Source organism: Synechococcus sp. Tobar12-5m-g, from assembly GCF_024345415.1.
In the GTDB taxonomy this organism is placed as follows: Bacteria; Cyanobacteriota; Cyanobacteriia; order PCC-6307; family Cyanobiaceae; genus Regnicoccus.
Genome location: NZ_JAGQBB010000001.1, coordinates 339,840 through 359,928, shown reverse-complemented (window position 1 = coordinate 359,928; position 20,089 = coordinate 339,840). Strand labels below are relative to the sequence as shown.

General features: G+C 62.5%; 17 protein-coding genes. 7 read left to right on the top strand and 10 right to left on the bottom strand.

The window, feature by feature from the left end; all coding sequences use genetic code 11:
• Positions 1 to 65: 65 nt before the first annotated feature.
• Entirely contained in the window at positions 66 to 3,257 is a 3,192-nt protein-coding gene (locus tag KBY66_RS01745) for a glycosyltransferase (protein ID WP_255087390.1), read from the bottom strand.
• 1,304 nt (positions 3,258 to 4,561) lie between these two features.
• On the opposite strand from KBY66_RS01745, the gene KBY66_RS15805 reads away from it, so the two are divergent.
• Positions 4,562 to 4,711, top strand: coding sequence for a hypothetical protein (locus KBY66_RS15805; protein WP_399224628.1), 150 nt, complete (start codon positions 4,562 to 4,564; stop codon positions 4,709 to 4,711).
• A 15-nt stretch (positions 4,712 to 4,726) separates the two neighbouring features.
• A complete protein-coding gene (locus tag KBY66_RS01740; RefSeq protein ID WP_255087389.1) occupies positions 4,727 to 5,089 on the top strand; it encodes a hypothetical protein in 363 nt (120 codons plus the stop codon).
• A 499-nt stretch (positions 5,090 to 5,588) separates the two neighbouring features.
• On the opposite strand, the gene KBY66_RS01735 is transcribed toward KBY66_RS01740, so the two are convergent.
• Positions 5,589 to 6,701, bottom strand: a complete 1,113-nt coding sequence (locus tag KBY66_RS01735; RefSeq protein WP_255087388.1) for a CARDB domain-containing protein — start codon at positions 6,699 to 6,701, stop codon at positions 5,589 to 5,591.
• A gap of 53 nt (positions 6,702 to 6,754) precedes the next feature.
• On the opposite strand from KBY66_RS01735, the gene KBY66_RS01730 reads away from it, so the two are divergent.
• Positions 6,755 to 7,120 (top strand): YciI family protein, encoded by a 366-nt coding sequence (locus KBY66_RS01730; protein WP_255087387.1) that lies wholly within the window; start codon positions 6,755 to 6,757, stop codon positions 7,118 to 7,120.
• Here the strand turns inward: KBY66_RS01730 and KBY66_RS01725 are convergent.
• The 3 genes from KBY66_RS01725 to KBY66_RS01715 form a co-directional block, all read right to left on the bottom strand.
• On the bottom strand, positions 7,098 to 7,424 hold the full coding sequence (locus tag KBY66_RS01725; RefSeq protein WP_255087385.1) for a hypothetical protein: 327 nt from the start codon (positions 7,422 to 7,424) through the stop codon (positions 7,098 to 7,100). The two genes, KBY66_RS01730 and KBY66_RS01725, sit on opposite strands and share 23 nt — an antisense overlap.
• Before the next feature lie 62 nt (positions 7,425 to 7,486).
• Positions 7,487 to 8,275: a fatty acid desaturase gene (locus tag KBY66_RS01720; protein WP_255087384.1), complete on the bottom strand. Its 789-nt coding sequence runs from the start codon at positions 8,273 to 8,275 to the stop codon at positions 7,487 to 7,489.
• Positions 8,276 to 8,327: 52 nt separating this feature from the next.
• On the bottom strand, positions 8,328 to 9,287 hold the full coding sequence (locus KBY66_RS01715) for an orange carotenoid-binding protein (protein ID WP_255087383.1): 960 nt from the start codon (positions 9,285 to 9,287) through the stop codon (positions 8,328 to 8,330).
• A 220-nt stretch (positions 9,288 to 9,507) separates the two neighbouring features.
• Here KBY66_RS01715 and KBY66_RS01710 point away from each other — a divergent pair, with 220 nt between their 5' ends.
• On the top strand, positions 9,508 to 10,239 hold the full coding sequence (locus KBY66_RS01710) for a hypothetical protein (RefSeq protein WP_255087382.1): 732 nt from the start codon (positions 9,508 to 9,510) through the stop codon (positions 10,237 to 10,239).
• Here the strand turns inward: KBY66_RS01710 and KBY66_RS01705 are convergent.
• The 5 genes from KBY66_RS01705 to KBY66_RS01685 are packed head-to-tail and all read right to left on the bottom strand — an operon-like array spanning position 10,227 to position 17,614.
• On the bottom strand, positions 10,227 to 10,943 hold the full coding sequence (locus KBY66_RS01705; protein WP_255087380.1) for a hypothetical protein: 717 nt from the start codon (positions 10,941 to 10,943) through the stop codon (positions 10,227 to 10,229). The two genes, KBY66_RS01710 and KBY66_RS01705, sit on opposite strands and share 13 nt — an antisense overlap.
• An 8-nt stretch (positions 10,944 to 10,951) precedes the next feature.
• Complete coding sequence (locus tag KBY66_RS01700) at positions 10,952 to 14,221, bottom strand: hypothetical protein (protein WP_255087378.1); 3,270 nt, start codon at positions 14,219 to 14,221, stop codon at positions 10,952 to 10,954.
• Between the two features lie 10 nt (positions 14,222 to 14,231).
• The gene (locus tag KBY66_RS01695; RefSeq protein ID WP_255087376.1) at positions 14,232 to 15,740 is read right to left on the bottom strand and encodes a hypothetical protein; all 1,509 of its coding nucleotides are present in this window, start codon (positions 15,738 to 15,740) and stop codon (positions 14,232 to 14,234) included.
• A gap of 1 nt (position 15,741) precedes the next feature.
• Entirely contained in the window at positions 15,742 to 16,278 is a 537-nt protein-coding gene (locus KBY66_RS01690) for a hypothetical protein (protein ID WP_255087374.1), read from the bottom strand.
• A gap of 13 nt (positions 16,279 to 16,291) precedes the next feature.
• On the bottom strand, positions 16,292 to 17,614 hold the full coding sequence (locus KBY66_RS01685; protein ID WP_255087372.1) for a hypothetical protein: 1,323 nt from the start codon (positions 17,612 to 17,614) through the stop codon (positions 16,292 to 16,294).
• Positions 17,615 to 17,717: 103 nt separating this feature from the next.
• Between KBY66_RS01685 and KBY66_RS01680 the strand changes: the two genes are divergently transcribed.
• The 3 genes from KBY66_RS01680 to KBY66_RS01670 all read left to right on the top strand — a co-directional run bounded on the left by KBY66_RS01680 (position 17,718) and on the right by KBY66_RS01670 (position 20,042).
• Positions 17,718 to 18,038: a hypothetical protein gene (locus KBY66_RS01680; protein WP_255087370.1), complete on the top strand. Its 321-nt coding sequence runs from the start codon at positions 17,718 to 17,720 to the stop codon at positions 18,036 to 18,038.
• A gap of 61 nt (positions 18,039 to 18,099) precedes the next feature.
• Positions 18,100 to 19,206, top strand: coding sequence for a hypothetical protein (locus tag KBY66_RS01675; protein ID WP_255087368.1), 1,107 nt, complete (start codon positions 18,100 to 18,102; stop codon positions 19,204 to 19,206).
• 290 nt (positions 19,207 to 19,496) lie between these two features.
• Positions 19,497 to 20,042 carry a hypothetical protein gene (locus tag KBY66_RS01670; protein WP_255087366.1) on the top strand — a complete coding sequence of 182 codons (546 nt, stop codon included), beginning with the start codon at positions 19,497 to 19,499 and terminating at the stop codon, positions 20,040 to 20,042.
• Positions 20,043 to 20,089 lie beyond the last annotated feature (47 nt).

Here is a 20,089-nt window from a genome sequence, read left to right as displayed (position 1 = left end):
CCGGAGATGGGCAAGATTTCGTGTCGCCGGAAAGAGGTTGTCGTCAAAGGCAACCGCAGAGCAGCTCAGGGGGCCTCACCGGCCAACTTGATTGACGCCAAACGGCCAAGGGGCTTGACGCGAGACACACGGATCCCTCTGCTGGCAAGACAGATCACAAAGTCATGATCCTCAATGCCAAGCTCTTGGCGTTTTTCTGGACAGATAGAAACATCATCAACAGAGTTGGAAATCTTGGTGAGCTGGTCTGCGCTTAGACCCATGGACAAGAGAGGCTGTCGATTCTTTTCCGCTACATAGGTACAGTGCCTGATCCAAGGAGTAAGCAGCCTACCGGCACGGGCAAGCTCCATTGTGTCAAGTTCATCATACATTCCGTGGGAAGTGACGACATGACTGACGCTGGAGCGGCCAGAGAAAAGCTCTGCAATCGTTGTATCTACCCAAGGGTGATGGGAATGAATGACATCAATTCCCAAATCACTGACCAGTCTTGGCAAAGCTTCCAGGGAAGACAGCTCAAACAAAGGAATATTAGAGTTGAGCATTGACCGCACCCCAGGTTGACTGGGTTGTTGGTGACAGTTCAGAACACTGATGGGGAAACCCCTGGTTCTTAGGGTGTTAGCCAGCCTAAGCGGCATAATCTCGCCGCCTCCGGGGATGAGGGCATAGGTCACGATCAGCAGAGCGGGAGTCTTCCCACCCTCAAGGGCAGACAGGGGTCGTAACGCCTTGATCCTTTGCTTCAACTCATCTGGCAACATTTCATTGCGACGATCCATCCATCTCTGCTCAAGCTCCGACTGCATAGCCAGGCAGTCTGGTCGCCTGAGCGACATCAGACGCAGAAGGCGCTCTGCAAGAAAGAGATGTTCAGTCAGATAGGACTGATTCCGATGGAGAGCGACTGAACTGTTGGTTGGATGCTGCCGATAAAAGTTGGTTGTCCTTGGGCTGTACGCTACAAGGCCCCCACATGCCAGGTGAAGATAGAAGAACCAGTCTCCACATACTCGCATTTGTACCCACTCAGGATCCTCCAGGAATGGTAACTGTGCAGGAGAACGAAACAAGGCTGCGCTGACATTAGGGATGAGATTACGCCGGCTCCAGATCCTCTCTGCCAACTTGTGTGTACTGACCAGGAACGGTTTACCCCAAGTTTTTGCGCTAAGCTCTGGTATGTAATCGTGCATTGACCAGACCTCGCGATCACCGGATGCATCAACGAAGACAGTCCGGCAAAATGCAAGCATGACAGCTTGATTGCTAAACAGAGGAACAAGCTCTGCAAGGAAACTAGGATCACAGAAGTCGTCGCTTTCAGCAATCCAGATCAAGTCTCCCTTGGCTGCAGCCAGCCCTCGTTTCCACTGAGAAAAGGGTGATCCAGAGTTAACAGAGTTAACAACAAGACTTGTGGTTTCCGGATTTTGACTGACAAACTGCTGCAGTATATCAGCACTCCCATCTTCAGAGGCATCGTCCAACAGGATGAGTTCAACGTTCGAGTAAGTTTGTTGGTTAATGCTGGACAGCCTCTGCTCAAGGTACCTCGCGTGATTAAAACACGGGACGATGATGCTGACGAGTGGGTTTGCATTAATCTGGGAGGGGGCATAAGGGTCTGAAAAAAAGATCTGTTGCAGCGATAGGAGGCCTCCCGGAGATCCTTTACCAAAAAATGCGGTTAGTGTTCGGCGCAACTTAAAGAAGACAAGACTATGCAATCCTGGGGCGGCTGGATAGACATAGCGTACCGAAAGGCTTCGCACCTTACGAACAAGGCGCCGACATCCATTCAGAATTAGGGGGTTGGAGAAAAAACTGCGACGGTGACAGTTCGGAACCTGAGAAATGGTTGAAACAGCGCTATCCTGTTGATGCCCAGTCGGTAAGAAAGAAATCAAATGCTTGAGACGATCAATGAACCCACGCAAGAATGCCGTGGATCGCCACAGTTTTGATTGGAGAACCTCATTGAGCATTTTCTCATAATGGATCGCTTCTTGCCTGAACAGCTCTGACCGCGCACGGTTGTGATCGGCTTCTGCCCTGTGTTTCTCTACTGCAACAGTGGCCTCCATTAGCTCCTGCCTGTGTTTCTCTGTGGCCTTCATTAGCTCCTGCCTGTGTTTCTCTACCGCAACAGTGGCCTCCATTAGCTCCTGCCTAAACCTATCCGCTTCAGCTTTGATGGATTCTAATGCAGAGTATGCCTCATCAAGAACGATAACATTGTAAGAGTCATTAGCGAGTTCTAAATTGTGGAGACAGAGCACAATCTCAGGGCAGCCCGTAACCTGTGCGAGGGAACGAATGAAGTTAATGGCAGACACTCTTGCGGCCGGCTGCGTATGGTGCCGAGCGGTAAGCATTGCCAGCTGCAATCCAATCGGAAGATCTGCTCTGATGTCAACTTCATTCGGTGCCGCCAGTTCAGTCAAGCGCTCAAGCAACGGCTGGATGTAGTTTGAATCACTGATTCCAAAGAGCTGAGTATAGACAAACACGGTCTCTGAGTAAATCCTGGATTTCTTTCTACCCAGTCCCGATGCATTCTTATTCTCCGGCAACACACGAAAGCGTACAAGTGGCTCGGTGGCCACATGAATCTCACCATGCTGCACCAGTCGGATCCACAAATCAAAATCAGGGAGTTGGCACAGGGTAGGATTGAAGGCTCCATAATCAATCAGAAAGCGATGACGAATCAAAACTGAGGAATGGCAAAGGCAATTGCCATCAAAGAAGAACTTCTCAAGCCATTCAATCTTCGATCGGTTGTCAACATTGAACACTGTTAAATATAACTTAGCAACTCTGTCTAGAGAGGCATCAGTGGCATCGACTTCAGCGGAATGCTCATTGATAATTGTGGCTCGCGAAAAGGTGGCAACAACATCGGGGTGTGCCTCAAGGAACCCCACCTGGCGCTCTAGCTTGAAAGGTTCCCAGATGTCATCAGAGCTGATGGCTGAAACATAAAATCCCCGTGCCATTTTGATGGCATGATTCGCGGCAATGCAGGCTGAGCGATTCGTAGTAAAGGCTTCGAGTCGGATCCTATGATCGTCAAACGTCTTCAGGATTTTCAGCGTGTCATCAGAAGATCCATCGTCGACAACAATCAGCTCAAAGTCAGAAAACGTCTGATCGAGAACAGATTGGACCGCTGCAGCAACATAGGGAGCATGATTAAAGCTGGCCATGCAGACAGAGACGATCGGGCTATGCGTTTGCGGCACAGACATAACCAAACGCCTTCAGAAACTAATGAAACTAATTTTAGCAGGTCATCTGATTCAGGCAACCCCATTGACAATGGAATTAGAACGATAGTACGTGCAGGAGTAAGGGGATAACTTCGGCACCCTTCCAGAATGTCGACGCTTAACACAAAGATAAGTGAACTTGATAGGCAAAAACGCTTTTCGAATTGGAACAATAGCCAGCGATGGAAAACGGGTCGACTCATTCAGTCGTGCGGAGTTGGGCCTCCTTGCCTGTCGTTGAACGAATAGAATGACGGTTTGGATGCAGGTTCAGTTCTTGCCATTCCATTGACTTATTTGCTGGGGCTCTTCGCAGGTGAGAAGAGAAGCACCTCATCAAACTTGTGTTTAGCGCAGAAGATGGTAAGCATGTGCAAAAAGTGTCGAGGAGCAAGCTCCTGAGTGATCAGTGACAAGCCTGGGATGACATCCCCATCCATTAAGCGTGATGCCACATTGAGGAATTCAGCCCTTTTGCCGAACGTCATTCTTACCCTCAGATGAGATAGCCTGCCGCACAGCAGAGTTTGATAACGCCTCCTTCACCTTCAATCAATGAGTTGACCAGGCGTCGAACCCATAGTCCAGATTTAAAGACTCCTTAGGCCATGGAAGCCATTATCTGCAGCAAGACCCTCCAAGGGTTTCTGCTTGTGGATGTGACCGGCCGAACAGCTGGGTCAACCATGTAAGTTGAGCAGAAGGACTACGCCATAGAAATGAATTCGAAAGCCTACCATGTTACCCAAAACTCCAGGCTATGAGCTAGAGTTTACCTGTGCCTACTTTCTTTGGCGATAGCCTCGAACGCCAGGAATCAATCAATGCCCGCGTAGCATGATCTTCAGCTTTAGCTTGGCCTGGCAAGACGGTACTCGGCATGAACTAATAACTCGAAGCGGCACCAACTCCCTTGATCGAGGGGGAATCTGCTCGGTAAGCGTCAACGGGTTGGAGGGAGCATGCATGGCAATAGGACCAATGCCGACTCCTGCTCCCAGCAGGTTCCTGCCGAAGTGGCATTGGCCACGCAACTCCCATGATGGTGATCGGTCCGACTGCCTTGGAGCACAAAGCGAGACGCAGAAGTCCCTGCCTCCGCTGATGCAGAGGAACGATCTCTGTGTAGACTGAGAAGTGACGGAAAGATCCTGGCTTGAAGTTACTCATCTTCGGGACAGGCACCTTTGTCAATTATGTTGCTTACGTCTTTTCAGCATGAGGAGTCCCTAATCCAGGCCTTCTGCATCGAATGAAGCTTCAACCAGGATCCCCGCCAGCGCCTGTATGGGATTCCAATTGTTGATTCTGAGAGTTTGGAGGAGGCCTTTCCGCCAGATGACCATCAGCTCTTCATCGCTATCGGCAATAACTGGGTGAGGGAGCAGATCTTCAGAAATTCGAAGTTTAAAGGATACTCCCTATTTAGTTAAATATCACCCAGGGCAATGGTCTGCCCAGATCTAACTTACGATGAAAATATCTTTATCGATGACGGAACAGGTGTTCATCTATTCTCCGCCATCGCTGACAACACGCTGCTGCTGTCCGCACAAATTGGTCATCACTGCCGAGTCGGCAGTCAGGTATTGTTGACTGCTTGTTCTTTGGCGGGCAACCTCCAGGGGGGAGACAACAGCTTCATTGCGATCAGCGCTGCCGTTCAGCAGAATACAGCCATCGGGAAGGGCAGCATCCTCGGCATGGGCAGCATCATCGTCTCTTCCACGGCCGATGGATCCGTTTACACTGAACCTCCCGCGACCAAACCACGGGTCTCATCCGCCGACGTCAAACAAATGGATCTCTGAAGCCACCAGCCCACAACGAGCTTACTGTTCCTAGCAGTCTCGGGCTGAGCGACACACAAGTCGAGAAAAATGAACGATGGGAAGAATGGCAGTATATAACGCTTGCTTGAGTGCCAATGAGGATCGCAGTCCTGCGGATGTGTTCGAGCACCGGTTGGCCATCCATAGATGAGCGGCCGGCTGCAGCGCCTAGGGAATCAACTGTTGGAGGGCCTTGAGCCTTGCCCCTGCAGGCATGATTCAGGGGGCGTCTATCGATAGCTCCGGCCCCCAAGCAGGATGGACAAAAGACCCTTCGAAAGCACGCCTTACTGGCAGCGGCTTTTCTGTACCGTTCCGTGAAATCCCAATCCATCTCTCCAAAGCAACCAAAAGTGATGGTGTACGAGGTGGTGTATTCGCCCCCCACCATCCTCTCTAAACGACTGCGCAGGAAAGGCTCTGCATGCCGTTTCAGAGGCCACCCTCTCCGTTCACCAACTCCCCATTCACCTTCCGCTCACACCGCAATTGAGAGGGTGGCGGCATTGTTGGCCTGGCTGGCCCGGGGCTCCAGCACATCCCGCTCAGGATCCACTACCACCAGCAGCTGATGGCGGCCAGTCGGCACGGCCAGCGGCAGGGCGAACGGCAGGGTTTCCCCGGCGGCGAGCCAGGGCAGCCGCAGGTACTGGTGGCTGGAGTAGATGTCGTCGATCACCACGGCCACCCCCAGATCGCTCACATCGAGCCCGCCGCGATTGGTGACTTGGAAGTGCACCACCCCATCGGCGAAGCGGAGCCGCTCGATCGCCAGGTCGGCGCCCAGCATCCGGATCTCCTGCAGCGGATAGATCGCCAGTGATTCCAGCCGCCGTAGCCGGCTGCCGGGATGCTCATGGTGCAGGTGGCCGCCGTGGCGCAGATCACGGCTGCAGCCATGCAGGTGGAGCGGTGCATCAGCCACGGGCACGGTGACCCGCCCCGTTTCGGCCTGGGTGTCCCAGAACCCGCAGCAGTCCCAGTGGAGGCTGTTGCCGAGGAAGCGGACTGGATCCTCGGCGTCCCCAGGGTCCACCGCGGCCAGCCGGTAGTGCTGGAGGCTGCCGTAGAGCCCCTGGGCGGCGGTGGCGGGATCCTGCGGAGCGGCGTTGCGGCGCCGTTGCCCCATGCAGAGCTTGGAGGCCACGGTGATCACCAGGCTGTGCCACTCCACCGCCAGGCGCAGGCCGTAGATGGGAGCCTCCGCCAGGTGCCCCGCCCTGGTCAGGGCGGCGATCGCCGCGCCGATCCGCTGCTGCAGCGGCAGCCCCTCGACGGCCTCCAGGGTGGCTGCGTCCACCGGATGGCGCAGGGCGGTGGCATCGCCGCTGAAGCAGACGTAGGGAAAATGGGCGCTGCCATCGCCGCTCTGCAACGGCCGGATGCTGCCGTCGCCGGCGGAGCACTTGTACAGGCGGGTCCGCGGCTCCATCCCGTTATGGAGGAATGTCAGTTCGCCGTTGTCGAGGCTGCTCGTCGTGCCGAGCCCGATCACATCGCCCTGCAGGGGGATGCGCTCCAGGGGGAGATGTTCCTTCACATCGCCCTGGATCAGATCCGTGATGGTGTTGGCGATCGAGAGGGTCACCATCAAGCGGCGGCGTGGTTACGGTTCAAGATGGGATCCGGGCGGGATTGGGTGCCATGCCGTGGTTCGTGAAGCTGGAGGAGGGGGTGGTGGACCGCAGCCGCTTCGATACCCATCTTCACGCCCATCTGGCCTGGATCCAGCGGTTGGAGCAGTTGGGACACCGCCCCAGCACGGGCTACTGGGGAGAACGCAAGGGGATGAACCGGGCAGGAGCCGGCGGCATGCTGCTCTTTGTGGCCCGGGACCGCGCCGAAGCCGAGGCGATCGTGCTCGGCGACCCGCTGATCCAGACGGGCTGCGTCCGCTGGGTGCTGCACGAGTGGCGCATCGTGGCCGGCGAACTGCGTGGTGATGGGCCGCCGACAGGGCCGGGGGCGGAGTCCACGACAGGCGGGGCTACATGCGGGCCAGAGCCGTGATCTTGACCACTTTCTCACGGTCGAGCCCATCGAGCTCCCCCACCGAGAGCAAGCCATCCTTCACGAGTGTGGCGAAGACGAAGAGGAGGGAAGAATCGCGGAGGTCGAACTTTCCATCCATCTCATGGCGCTTGGCGCTCAGGTAATCGTGCAGGTTCCAGACATCACCAGGGCAACTGACTTCGCTGATTTTGTGGTGGAGAGCCGTGATCAGTGAGGAGACCTCACGCTCATAAGCAAGATCGACAGCTTGTTTGGCAAGGTGCCGTTCTTCTGGGCTCCAGCCGGTGTGGCCTGTTTCCACGCGCGTTAAATCAACAGTTCAGTGTCTTTCGACCCTAACACCCGCCACAGGGGCACCGCGAATCACTGGGCGGGTGCCGTGGCTCCCCGTTCTGCCTGGCCTGGCCTGCGCAGGGAAGGCAGCGAATACCAAGGCGAATTGGGGTAGTGGTGGTGTTCCCAGTGGTAGCCGAAGTGATAGCAGGTCAACAAGGACAGTGCTGGCGGCAGAGAGCTGCTGCCCACCTGATGGGAGCTGCCCGGCGGCGCGGATTGACCCCTGTGGGGAAGATAGGTGCCGAACAGAAAGAGCTGAACCGAGCTCAACACCAACGGCAGAATCCAGAACAGCCCCAGCACCAGGAGCGGGTGGCTGGTGTTGGGGTGCAGGGCCGCCAGGCCGATCCCCCAGATCGCTAGCAGCGAGAGGATCTGGCCGGCGGAAAGATAGCCACGCATGAAGCTGAAAAACCAGAACAGCGGGTGGGTGTGCAGCCCATCGTGGAAATCAGGATCATTCCGATCACCGGGTGAGCGGTGGTGTCGGATGTGGTTGGAGCGGCAGTGGCGGTAGGGAATGCAGGCATACAGCCCGAGCGCAATCCTGCCCAGAAGGGTGTTGCAGCGAAGATTCCCAGGCAGCAGGCAGCCGTGCATGGCGTCATGGGCGACGATGAACAATCCGGTCTGCAGAAAGGTGCGGATCAGGATGACCAGAATCATTCCGATAACGCCCGGAGGGCCTCCCCCCCACCGGCTGCCGAACGGATCAAGCCAGCCGATCAGCAGAAGACTGGAGAGCCACAGGGCCATGATGGCCAGGGCCAGCCATGGCCCTGGCGCCAGAACTTCAACTGTTCTCCGTTTGCTCATCAGGGCTGCCGCCGTCTGCCGTCAGCACGAAGCCGTCGATGGACAGACGTGCTCAGCGAATGAAGTTAAGAAGTTCCTTGGGGGAGGCCAGCAGGTCGATGGCCACGAAGAAGATCTTGTTTTCGGGGTTGAGTAGAAACCGCCAGGCCACATTCATGCCCACGCCGGCACCGAACCAGGGGGTCTGAACCTTTCCGGTCACCTTGATCTGGGTGAAGCCGTCGTCGGCAGGCTCGGTGACTCCCTGTTCGGGAATCAGCTTGAGATTCTGGCAATCCTCCCGGAAAAAGCGCAGAACGGCCTCCTTGCCGATGATCGGCCGCTGGAAGGGAGGCTGAAGGGCAGCGTCCGGCAGGAACAGCTCGATCAGGGCATCGAAATCGTTGGCATTGAGCAGGTTCATATACGAGAGCACCGTGGTGTTGCTCACATTCCCGATCGTCACTGCGCTGCGCTGGGAAGCTTCCGTGGGTGGCACTACCGGCTCGGCAATGCGTTCGGCGGCTTCGAGTTTCTTGGGATCGAAGCCCATGTTGACGACGGCGTTGCGCAGAACGGTGATCTGCTGGCCGCCCTCCAAGCGCTTGATCGCATCGAGAATTGCGGCCGCGTTGGCGGAGAGCTGATAACCCTCGGGAATCGGAGCGACGATCCCCTCCTCCATCCATTCGCCCAGCTTGTACCAGAAGCCCAGCTTGATATTGGGAGACCAGACCGAGTAAATGCGCGACACGGCGGTGTCCACCCGGTTGGCCAGATCGCACATCACCTGGGACTGATCCGCGAAGCTCATCTGGCGGATCTGATTCAGCGTGGGTTCGGCGAACTGCATGCGGGCGGCCCCTGGAGCCGCGATGGTGATCGTTTTTCCCATCTCCAGGTAGGCGTACCAGATCAGGGCCAGCTGATCCTCCGCGCTGAGCTGCTCGAACCGGGCGATCGTGGCTGGCACGACATCCGCAGCCAGGGTGGAAGGAAAAATGCCGCGGGCTTCTTCGATCGTGATCGGCATGGCAGGGTCCCCGTGGAGCGCGATGGGCTTGTGTCGATCGTAACGGAGTCGTCCCCGAAAAGTCGTGGCGCCCAGCCCGCCCGGGGCCGCTGCTTAGGATCGATCCGGTTGTCCTCCTGAGCCAGTCGGATGATCACCGCTTGCAACGCTTTCAGCCTGGCTGTCAGGCCCTTTGTCAGGCCCACTGCCCTCCCCCAGCGGCCGTGGCGGCGCTGATGCCATGACCCAGGCAGACCCGGCCCAGATCGTCGAGTCGGTGAAGTTCCTGCTCAAGAGCGTGCGCCAACTCAGTGACCGCTTCCGAGAAACGAACACCAGGCTGGAGCGAAGCTTCGAGGCGGTGGAAGCGGACATCGCCGATCTGGCCGGCCGGCTCGAGAGGGTCGAAGCCGATCGGGGCGGCGGTGGCGCCAACGACGGCCCCGCCGGCACCACCCCGGCCGCTCCGCCCCCGCCGAGCGGCCGGGGCCTCGAGCCGGCCCCGGTACCGGCGCTGAACCTCCCCATCTCCCAGCTGATCGACACCTACCTCAGCACGCCAATCCTGCTGGAGCCGTTCTGCCGCCCCTGTTCCTTGAGCGGTCGCACCCTGAGCGGGGAGACCGATCAGGTGGAGCTGGAGGTGTTCCCCCAGGGCACCACCTGGGCCGTGGAGATGGTGGTCGGACCCTGGCTGCTGCTGCCCCGCCCCGGCAGCCTGGAGCGGCGCGCCCAGGTGCAGTCACTGGAGCGGCTGTTTGAGATCGAGGGGGCCGCGGCCCTTCCGGCCACCCTGCACCTGCACCAGCCCGCCACCGCCCTGGCGGTGCAGCATGGCCGGCGCTGGACCCTGCAGGACCGGGGCAAGCTGAGCGTGATCCCGGATCCCCTGCGGCAAAACACGGCCCAGCTCCTCGCTGACCTCGAAGCGCGCCTGGCCCGGTTGGAGGAGGGGGGAGGTCAGCCGGGGTAGTGGATCTCGCCGAGCTCGCTGACCCGCCACTGATCGCCTTCGGTTTCCAGTCGGGCCGCCTGGACGACCTGGGCCGAGGCCGCCGCATGGGGCCGGAACAGGAAGATTCCCTTCGCTGGTTGATGGGTGCGGAATCCCTCCAGGGTGCGCTCCGTGGGCAGCAGCCAGTCTTCTCCACCCAGCTGGACATGGAGGTAGCTGCCGCCGCCGCTGACCACCTCCAGGCCGGTGGGCAGGGAGCGCCCCATCTGGATCGCATCTTCCGATGCCCGGGTGATGTTGAGCTCGGCGGGGCTGGCCTCCCGGATGGCGACCTTGTCGCCCCGGTTGATCGCCGCGATCAGGCTGTCGATCCCAGGCTCGGCAGCGGCCGGGGCGGGGATGGGCGGCTCAGGCCGGGGCACTGCCTGCAACGGTGCAGGAAAGGTGTTTGGCGGAACGGTGGGAGAAACCGCAGGCAAGACCGCCGCGCTCTGGCTGCCCTGGCTGAAGCGGAGCTGGGCCAGCTCGGCCTTCAGTTGGCTCAACTCCTGGGTCAGGCCGAGCCCCTCCTGGCCCCTGGCGGAGGCCTGGCGCTCCAGGTTCGCGAGGCGGTAGCGCAGTTTGCCGATCCGCTTGGCCAGGACATAGGCCCAAGCCAGGGCCGCGAGGCCGAAGAGCAGGCCCAGTCCTCCGATGAACAGTGGCTGCAGGACGGGGGCCATTGGAGTGCTCAGAACCGCTCGGCCCACTGGCGGCCGAGGGTGTTGGTGAGGGCACGCAAGCCGAGGATGAAGCCGGGTTCCGGCTCCAGCTCGGCCAGTTCGCAGCCCTGGCGTTCGAGGCAAAGGGAGCGCACCTCCGTGTCCACATCGCTCCAGAGGGTGTCGAGCTGGCAGAGCCGGCGCACCGGTTGCAGCCCCGTGATCCGGCAGCTCTGGATGGCCGCGTCGTAGTTGGTGAGGAACCGCTTCAGCTCCTCCAGGCTGCCAAGCCTGTAGCTGCTCACCAGGGTGTCACCGGGGGCCTGGGCGGCCAGGTCCACCCGGTCGGTGGGGCCGAAGGTCTGCCCGTTGACCTCCAGTTGCTCGCCGGAGAACATCAGCTCGTCGCGGGGATCGAAATCGCCCTTGAGATTCACCCCCGTGCTGATCAGGCCGCAGGCCGTTTCGTTCTTGTAAGCGTCCGAGAGGGTGGTGGCGGCCGGGCCTGGCGCGAAGCCGGCGCTCAGCTGCTGCAGCCGTTCCATCAGTTGATCGGCCTCGCAGCCGGGGCTGAAGCGGCAACTCTGGTCGAGCCAGTTGATCAGCCTGCCGCCATTGCCGCCCAGGTAGACGGGCATCGGCGTGGAGCGCAACAGGCGGGATTCGCCATCGAGGCCCCGCAGGATGGTTCCCAGGTAGTGATAGAGGCCGCCGAAACTGAGCGCCAGCAGGCTGATGAACTGCTCAAGTTGGGCTGAGTTTTCGCCGCGCAGCACCGGCAGGCGCTCCGAGAGCAGGTCCTCGGAGCCGTAGCGCATGATGTTGTCGAGGCGGCTGGTGAAGTTGCGGTCCTGCCGGGCGCGGGCCTCGTCGTTGCTGATGTCGGCCGTGAGGCTGGGCGGAAACAGCCACTTCAGGAACGAGGGCTTGCGCTGCAGCAACTGGCTGCAGATCTGGCGCCCCGCGTAGGGCACCGACACCTGGTGGGTGAGGGTGTTCTCCTGCCAGATGCTGAGATCGGTGGTGCCGCCGCCCACATCCAGGCAGGCGGTGTGAACCATCTGGCGGCCCAGGTAGTTGCCGAAATAGCTGGCGAAGGCCACCGCCTCGGTCTGCAGGCCCCCCTCGCCCCCTCCCACCGCCAGGCTGTGGGGCATGCCGGTGCTGCTGCCGAGCTCCTGGCAGAGATCGCTCCAGAGGCGCCGGTAGTTCTGCACCTCGTTGGGGGAGAAGGCGCTGGGATACGACACCGACCAGGCCATGGCGCTGGCACCGGCGGCGGCGGCGTTGGCGCTGATCAGCAGGGCCAGCTCCTTGAGGTAGGGCTTCTGGTACTGAAGCTGGCGCCACTTGAAGCCGGTGCGCAGCTCGGCGCCACCGAACTCGCCGGGGGTGGGCACCTTGAGGCGGGCCTCATGGAACAGCTCCGGCACGGCTCCCGGCGCCTCCTGCCAGCCCCGCAGGCTCAGGGCCGTGGCGGTGGGCGGGTTCTGGCCCCGGGGCAGCATGTCCTCGGGGATGAAGTATTGGCTGAGCAGGGTCTGGCGGGTTTCCTTCTGGGCCAGGGTGAGCGGAATCACCCGGGTGTCGAGCGGTTTGAGCACCGGAGTGCCGCCGCCCTCGTCCATGAAGAAATTGGTGAAGGAAGTGCCGAAGTCGATTCCGACCTTCCATTCACCGGCCTGGCCGCTCGGCGGTGGTGGCGGCTCCACCGGGATCAACCCCCGCTCCTGGCCCCGCTCGATCATCTTGATCAGGTCGGGGAACCGGTTGGTGCTGAAGTACTTCACCGCCTGGCCGGCATCGCGGCCGAACTGCCGCTGGTAATCGGCAAAGCCATCCACCGTGAGGCCGGTGCTGCTGTCCTCGCAGAACACCACGAACTGGCTCCAGCGGCTGTCGTCGATGTTGGGCCAGAGGCTCACCACCGGCAGGTCTTCGGCGATCAGGTTCTGCTCCTGCAGGGCAAAGGAGCGGCTGATCGGGTAGGGCTCCACCTGGCCGACCAAAGGCAGTTGCAGCGTGACCTCGATGGCGCTGCCCCCAGTCGAGAGCCGCAGGCTGCAGGCCCGTCGCAGTTCCGCGCTGCTGAACAGATCCCGCACCCGCTCGCGCAGGGGCAGCAGCGGCGTGACGGCGGTGCCGTTGATGCGCGGCTGGCCTTCCAGCTTGCGCGGCAGCCAGGAGTGGAGCAGCGCCCCCTCGCCGGCCAGCAGGTGGATCGCCTCGAGGAAAAGGTCGTCCGGGGTGATCACCTCGATCTCCTGGCCGTACTTCATCTCCAGCTGCGCCTTGCTCTGGCCCACCGACTCCAGCGTCGCCGCCTTGTAGAGGCTGATCTCGGAGGCGGGCAGCCCAAGCCGGTTCGGCATCTGGGGGTCGAGCAGCACCACCGGCCTGGTCGGGGTGTTGGGCAGTGGCCGCTGGCGGCGATCGCCCAGGGCGAGGGTGGCCTGGCTGGGGCTGCTTCCCCCCTGGGCTGGCCTGGCCAGCAGGGCCAGGGCCGTGGGCTTGGGCGGCAGGTTCGGCACCCGCGCCTCTGAGAACACGGCGGGGCCACTCCGTCCGCCGCTGAGCTCGGTGGCGAAGCCCTGGAGCACTGCGGCCAGCTGGTTGACCATCGCCGGGTTCGGTCGCTCGGGGGAGCTGAGCAGGCCGTCGCCCAGGTGGGTGATCCAATCGGCAAGGGCCTGCTTCTGCTGGCCTCCCAGGAATGGAACGGGGGAGGAAAACCGTCCGTTCGCGGCCCAGTTCATGCCGGGGATCGGGCCAGCCAGGTGCACCGCCGGGCAGAGCAGGGTGGCCGGAGAGGTGAAGCCGATCAGCTGGCCATTCAGCCGCAGCACGTAGAGCTGGTGCCAGGGGTGGCTGCCATCGGCCAGCTGGTAGAGGGCCTGGGAGGGATTCGGGGCGGCGCTTTGCAGGCTGCGGGCGAACGGCCCGACGGCCCCATCCTCGATGGCGGCCAGATCGGGCAGAAAGACCCGCTCGGCCTCCAGCTTCAAGCCGACCATGTCCCACAGGCCCACGCTGGCCAGGCAGCCGAACAGTTCCGCCAGCAGGGCGGCGCGGGTGGGATAGCGGCTGTTGAGCACCGCCTGCTCGAACTGAAGGGCGCGGGACCAGGGAGAGGGCAGCGCATTGACCTGGCTGTTGGCCACCTCGTAGACGAGCCGTTTGGCCAGCTCGCCGAGGCTGTGTTGCTCTCTCCCCTGCCACACCCCCGCGGCAGCGCCACCGCCCAGGGGGGGGTCGGTCTTGGGGAACCAGGGGTGCTGAACGATGTCGGACGTGGCCATGGTGGGGGATTCAGGCGCAGAGCGTCCAGAGGGCGTCGGCCAGGCCTGCCATGCCGACGCGGCTGATCGCGGCGGCGGGCAAGCCATCCATGGCGATCTTGATCGTCTCCACGGTGTCGGAGGCTTCGGGGCGATCGGGGCGCGCCTTGCCCCGCACCACCTTGTGCAAGGCGTTGTCGGGGCTGGAGGTGCGCTTCAATGTTTCGGGGCTGAACAGCTCCTGCTCGAAGCCGCTGCCGACGTTGCTGCTGATCTGCTGCAGCCACTGCAGCAGGGTTTCGGCGTAGCGGTCGATGCAGGTCTTCAGCGACAGCTCGGTGGCGTCGCGGATTGGCGGGCGCCCACCGGAGGTTGCGGTGGGAGCCCCGGAGGGGGAGAAGAACCGCCGGGCCCAGGGGGCACCGCTGAGGAACGTGCCCATCGGCACCTGCTGGGCCGCATCGATCTCCAGACTCAGGTTGTTGAGCCAGGCCACCGCGAAGCGAGCCCCTTGGGCCAGAGCCGCTCCCACCGCTTCATCGTCAGGGATGTCCTCCCAGCCGATCTGGCCCTGGCGGGCGCGGCTGAGCACGAAGGCATAGCCGCTGGCGTTGGCCGGGGCCTGCTCCCGGGCCCCCAGCGCCGCCAGCAGCTCGACCAGGTGGGCGGCGTTGCTCTGGGAGGTGCCGCCGATGCTGAAGCCGAAGCGGGCCTTGAGATCGCTGCCCACCAGGAACACCCGATCGAAGCAGCTCGGCCCGCTGGCTCGCAGGTACTGCAGGGCGGCATCGGTGTTGAGCTGGAAGTTGCGGGCTTCGGCGTGGACGCCGGTGTCGCCATCCCCCTGGCCGTCGAAATCGAAGTACGGCAGCAGCAGCGAGGCCTGCACCGTCACGCTGCCGAGGTTCTGCTCCCGCAGCCAGTTCTTCAGCAGCAATCCCAGGCTCGGCACCCCGGAGGCTCCCGTGCCGCCGAACACACTGCCGAACAGATGGATCACCGGCGCCTCACCGTTGCCGGCGGCGGCCTGGATGTCGGAGAGCATCCGCTGCCACTGACCGGTCTGGGCTTCCTGCTCCAGGTTGATCCGGTTCATCACCGCCGCGCCGATCGGCGGCCGGCCGCGGAACCCCACCTCCAGGTCGGCCTGCTGCTCCTCCGGCGGGAAGAGGCAATCGAACAGGCCCGCCAGGCCGCTGGCCTGGTTGGTGAGAATCGCCTTGGGGAACACCTGATCAAGGCTCACCGCCCCGCTGCTGTTGCTCAGGGGGCTCCAGTGGCCGTAGTCGTGGAGGTCGCCGCGGGCGAAACGGTCGCTGCGGTCGGCGATGGCGCCCCGCAGGGCGCCGTAGCGGCTGATCGCCGTCTGGGCGCGCAGCAGCAGGGCGCTCTGCTGGTCGGGATCGACCAGGAAGGTGCCGAGGCTGCGGCGGCCCGCACCGCCGTCGCCGCGATCGATCAGGCCGCAGGCGTGCAGGTGGGTGAGGGCTTCGAGGCATTTGGCACCCGTGCCCCCGACGCCGATCGCGAACAGGGTCATCTCAGCGGCCCCCGCGCAGGGTCACGGCGCCGGGCACCACGAAGCGGTGGCTGCGGGGGGAGGCCAGCACGGTGGGAAGCCAGAACAGCAGGATCACATCGAGCACCACGACCACAAGCAGCAGAATCCAGCCCATTGGCGGCACCGGGTAATAGTTCACCCCACCGCCCTCCAGGGGGCTGGTGCCGGTGACCTGCCAGCGGAACACGGTGAAGGTGAGCTGGGAGAACCAGCCGAACAGCACCAGCAGCAGGGCCGCCAGCCACCAGCGGCCCCGCATCCGGCGCACCTCGGCGGAGCTGCGGGTGCTGCGGCTGAAGGTGTGCCAGTACCAGATCAGCAGCGCCGTGAGGCAGCCGATCCACAACACGGTGAAGGAGGGGCTGCTGCCGGTCTGCAGAAAGTCCTGGAGGTTGAGCCCCGGGCCCACCAGCCAGCCGGCGAACACATTGAGGAAGAGAGCGTTCTGGCCCAGGAACACCCACAGCGTGCCGACGATCACACAGGCCAGGAGGCTGATCCATTCACTCGGACGCATGAAGGCTCGCTGCTCAGGTGGTGAAGGCGACGCAGAAGGCGACGGCGGGCGGGCTGCCGGCCGGAACGGCCGCCTGGCTGAGACTGCTGAGGGTGAGCAGCAGATTATCGGTCTGATCCTTGGCCTGGGCGCTGGCGGGATCGCTGCGGCTCCAGCTCAGCCACCAGGGCTCCGGCAGGCCGCCGGCCTCCACCGTGGCCCGGAACGCGCCGGCTGGCGTGCCCGGCGGGACCCTGAAGCGGGCCACCAGCTGTCGCCCGCTCACCGCCAGGCCGCTCACCGCCACACCCTGCAGGGACCCATCGGCACCGGTGCCGGCCAAGGGCAGGGGGGTGAGGGTCATCAGGCCGGCCGGGGCGGGGCTGGCGGCCGTGCCGGTGGCGCCCAGCCCCTTCGAGGAGCTCACGGCCAGCCCGGTGGCGCCGGGAAGCAGCTTGACCAGTTGATAGTCGCCATTGTCGCTGGGGCCGTAGGTGGTTCCGCCGATGCGAATCGGCAGACCCGTGCTGGCGGCCCCCCGGGGCTCACCCCAGGCCGTGGCGGCCTTCAGGGTGGGGGGAGCGGCCCCAAGCAGGGAGATCTCGATCGGCCCGTTGAAGCCCGAGAGGGCCAGGGTCTGGCGCACGCCCTCAAGGAACGACTCCACCGCCCCTTTTGACCCCGTGGCCACCAGGTACGCCGGCCGGTTGGCTTTGCCCACATGTAGGCGCCGGGCATTGCTGTCGAAGACGGTGCCCTCGAAGGGCAGGCGCACCCCGAGCACGCCGATGCTGGCCCCTCTGGCCAGGTCGTCCTGAATCGCCTGGCGCAGGGCCGAGATGTCGCCCTGGTTCACCTCCAGATCCGACAGGATCACCCGCAGCGGCGGCACCGCCCCGGCCCGGGGAATCGTCCAGAGGGTGTGGAGGCTGGAGGCCAGGTTGGGGCGGCCGGGGCAGCCGCCGAAGAAGCAGGGATCGGCCGCCTCGGTGATCGCTCCCACCGCCGTACCCGAGCTGCCGCCGATCCGGTACACCGCCGTGGGGCCGTAGCCGGTGGCGGTGAGCTTGATCGCCTTGAGCAGCTGCTTCCAGGCTTCGCCGCCGCCCGAGCCGTTCAGGAAGCCTGCCATCGAGGCGCTGCCGTCGATGCCGATCAAGGCCTGCCGGGACGGGGGAATTCCCTTGGCGACGGGCGCCTTGGCGCTGGGTTCCAGGCAATCGGGCAGCTTGACCACCGTGCAGCCACCGGCGCCGAAGGCCAACACTGCGGCCAGCCAGAGGGCCGCAGCGCGGTGCTGGTCTGCCGAACGGTGCGGGGAAAAAGCAGGCCTGGCTGAAATGGGGCTCTCAGCCACGGGGCTGCCGGGGTGGAGTGCTGAGGCTAGGGCGGAATCCACAGCCCTTCCCTCCCGGGGGCTCTCCATAGGATGGACTCCACAGTGGAGCGGGCGTCCATTCGTGCGTGGCTTGCCCTCCGATGGCTGTGCCTCCGGCTGTGGCGGCTGCCTTGTTCTGATCGTCGCGGCGGCCCTGCTGGTGGCAGGCCCCGCCGGTTGGACCCTCGCCCTGGTGATCGTCGCGGTGTTGCTGGCACTCGGCGCGGACCGGACCAAGCGCCGGACATCGCTGCTGCGTCACCAGAGCCGCCCTTCGCTTGCCTCGGGGGCCCATGCATCGAAAGCGGAGGAGGCTGCTGCTGTGACCCTCCGGCCTGACCCCGATCAGGAGCTGGATCAGTTGCTTGAAGAGGCTCGTCGCGCCATTGAAGGAGCGGAATAGGAGGTCGATGCGAACTGGATTCCTGCCGATAAGATCCTCGCTGAAGGTTCCGCTGGTGGGATTGGCTCCAACACACACGGCGGCAACCTTCGCTCCCCTGGCCAGCCTGCTGGTCCTGGCACCCGCGCTGCTGGCCGCTGATGTGGCTGCCCAACCCCTCGACTGGCGGTTGCCTCAACCGGATCCAGCCACGGCAGCTGCCTTGCCCTGGCGCCTCGAATCCGCTGATCCTGGGCCTGGATCCTGGAATGTGGTGCCGGCGAATCAACCGGTCGGCCCGGGGTTTCCCGAGGTTGTGCCCGCACCGCAACCTTTGGTTGCCGCAGCCACGCCGCCAATCACCCGGGTTCGGGGCCTCAGCCGGGGCATGACGGTCAATGGCACGCTGTACACCGACACAGCCCTCCAGGTGCCGAACGGCTTCGCCGCCGACAAGCGCTACACCGTTTCGGCCACCCTGACCGGCGTGAACCGCACCCGCTCCTGCGGGGCTGGCTCGGGAAACACGGCTGGCTGTGAGGACTCCGAGCTGAACTTTGAGGTCACACCGATCAAGGGTGAGGACGCCAGCCTGGGCCTGAGCTGGAACATTCAGAGCCTGAGTTCCCGCAGCGGAGGAACCGGTGCGTTTTCGGGCCAGAGCCTCGGGTTCCGCGCCGCCGTCAACCTCACCCCCACCCTGGGGCTCTCCTTCGGTGGTGAGCAGATCATCCAGTTCGACAGCAGCATCGATCTGGGCCGAAACTTCTACCTGGTGCTCTCCCAGGCGGTTCCGCTCAGCGCCGGTCCTGAGCCCGTGGTGGCTGTGGCCACCGTGGGCATCGGCTCCGATTTCTTCGGCTATGGCGGCAACGGCATTCTTGGCTCCACGAACTGCCTGTCCGGGAACAACATCAGCAGCAAAAACTACCCAAGTGGCACCGATTGCTTCTGGGGGCCGATCGGTTCGATCAGTCTCCACCTGGGCAGCCGTGTTTCCTTGGGGGCGGAATGGTTCGGCTATGGCGTCGGCGCGGGGATTTCAGCACGTCCTTTCAGCGACATTCCGCTCACCGTTTCGGCTTATGCCACTGATTTTCTTGGCAATACACCCAGCTACATCGAAGGGCTCTGCACCACCAATCCCTGCGGCGCCCGTTACTACGGACGCATGACGTTCTCCTTCTGACTGCCCGGGGGACATGGCCAAGGTCACGATCGATCGATTCTGGACGGCAGCCATGGTCAGACCACCAGACAGACTCCCTTCCAAGGGATGAGCTTTAAATATTAGGGAAGGCATCCTATGATGTGACAAAAATGCGCACAATGATTGATCCCTCCAGGCGGGTGAGGTCACGCCACCTTCCTGTTGCTCTGTTCACCGCTTCGGCGGTGCTTTGGGCGGGCTTGCCCGCTCGGGCATTCCCAAGCGCCCGCGTCAATCTGATCAGGATCACCGGCGAGGGAGTCACCGCGATGCCCGGTCTGAATCAGGCCAGGCTTCCGGCGTCTTCTATCCCTGCTTCCTCATCCGGCCCATTCCTCAGCCAAGCCGCACCTCCGTCAGGGAATGGGCCGACTCTCCTGACCAAGGCCAGCGATCCGCTCGTGCTGAGCTTTGCCACCCCGCTGCCGAAATTTGGTCTAGACGACTACATCTCCATCCGCGACAGCAATAACACAGAAGTCGAGCAGATTCGATTTGATTCCTCTGCGGTGGTGATCTCCACCGATCGCCGCACGATCACAATCACCCCGACCCAGCCGGTTCAGGAGGGTCAAACCCTGGCGGCCCTGCTCCCCACGGGCAATTACGTTCTCCCCCTGGCCACCAGTTCCTGTTTCTTCCAGCTCGCCCCCCCAGTTGCGGTCATTCCTCCTGTCGTCCCTCCGGCTCCGCCACCGCCACCGCTGTTCCCAGTCATTCCCGTCCTGCTCGGCATAGGCGCGGCAGCTTTGATCGGTTGCGCGATTGGTGGTTGTTTCAGTGGAAGCGGCGGCAGCAACCCATCGTCCAACTGAAACGTCCGAAGCACTCCGGCTCTCTGAATCCTTTCTCAATTTGTGTG

Bases quoted from the DNA above. Each gene is read 5' to 3' on its own strand.
- KBY66_RS01745 (WP_255087390.1), bottom strand. From the start codon at position 3,257: ATGTCTGTGCCGCAAACGCATAGCCCGATCGTCTCTGTCTGCATGGCC.
- KBY66_RS01740 (WP_255087389.1), top strand. From the start codon at position 4,727: ATGGTCTGCCCAGATCTAACTTACGATGAAAATATCTTTATCGATGAC.
- KBY66_RS01735 (WP_255087388.1), bottom strand. From the start codon at position 6,701: ATGGTGACCCTCTCGATCGCCAACACCATCACGGATCTGATCCAGGGC.
- KBY66_RS01730 (WP_255087387.1), top strand. From the start codon at position 6,755: ATGCCGTGGTTCGTGAAGCTGGAGGAGGGGGTGGTGGACCGCAGCCGC.
- KBY66_RS01720 (WP_255087384.1), bottom strand. From the start codon at position 8,275: ATGAGCAAACGGAGAACAGTTGAAGTTCTGGCGCCAGGGCCATGGCTG.
- KBY66_RS01715 (WP_255087383.1), bottom strand. From the start codon at position 9,287: ATGCCGATCACGATCGAAGAAGCCCGCGGCATTTTTCCTTCCACCCTG.
- KBY66_RS01710 (WP_255087382.1), top strand. From the start codon at position 9,508: ATGACCCAGGCAGACCCGGCCCAGATCGTCGAGTCGGTGAAGTTCCTG.
- KBY66_RS01705 (WP_255087380.1), bottom strand. From the start codon at position 10,943: ATGGCCCCCGTCCTGCAGCCACTGTTCATCGGAGGACTGGGCCTGCTC.
- KBY66_RS01700 (WP_255087378.1), bottom strand. From the start codon at position 14,221: ATGGCCACGTCCGACATCGTTCAGCACCCCTGGTTCCCCAAGACCGAC.
- KBY66_RS01695 (WP_255087376.1), bottom strand. From the start codon at position 15,740: ATGACCCTGTTCGCGATCGGCGTCGGGGGCACGGGTGCCAAATGCCTC.
- KBY66_RS01690 (WP_255087374.1), bottom strand. From the start codon at position 16,278: ATGCGTCCGAGTGAATGGATCAGCCTCCTGGCCTGTGTGATCGTCGGC.
- KBY66_RS01670 (WP_255087366.1), top strand. From the start codon at position 19,497: ATGCCCGGTCTGAATCAGGCCAGGCTTCCGGCGTCTTCTATCCCTGCT.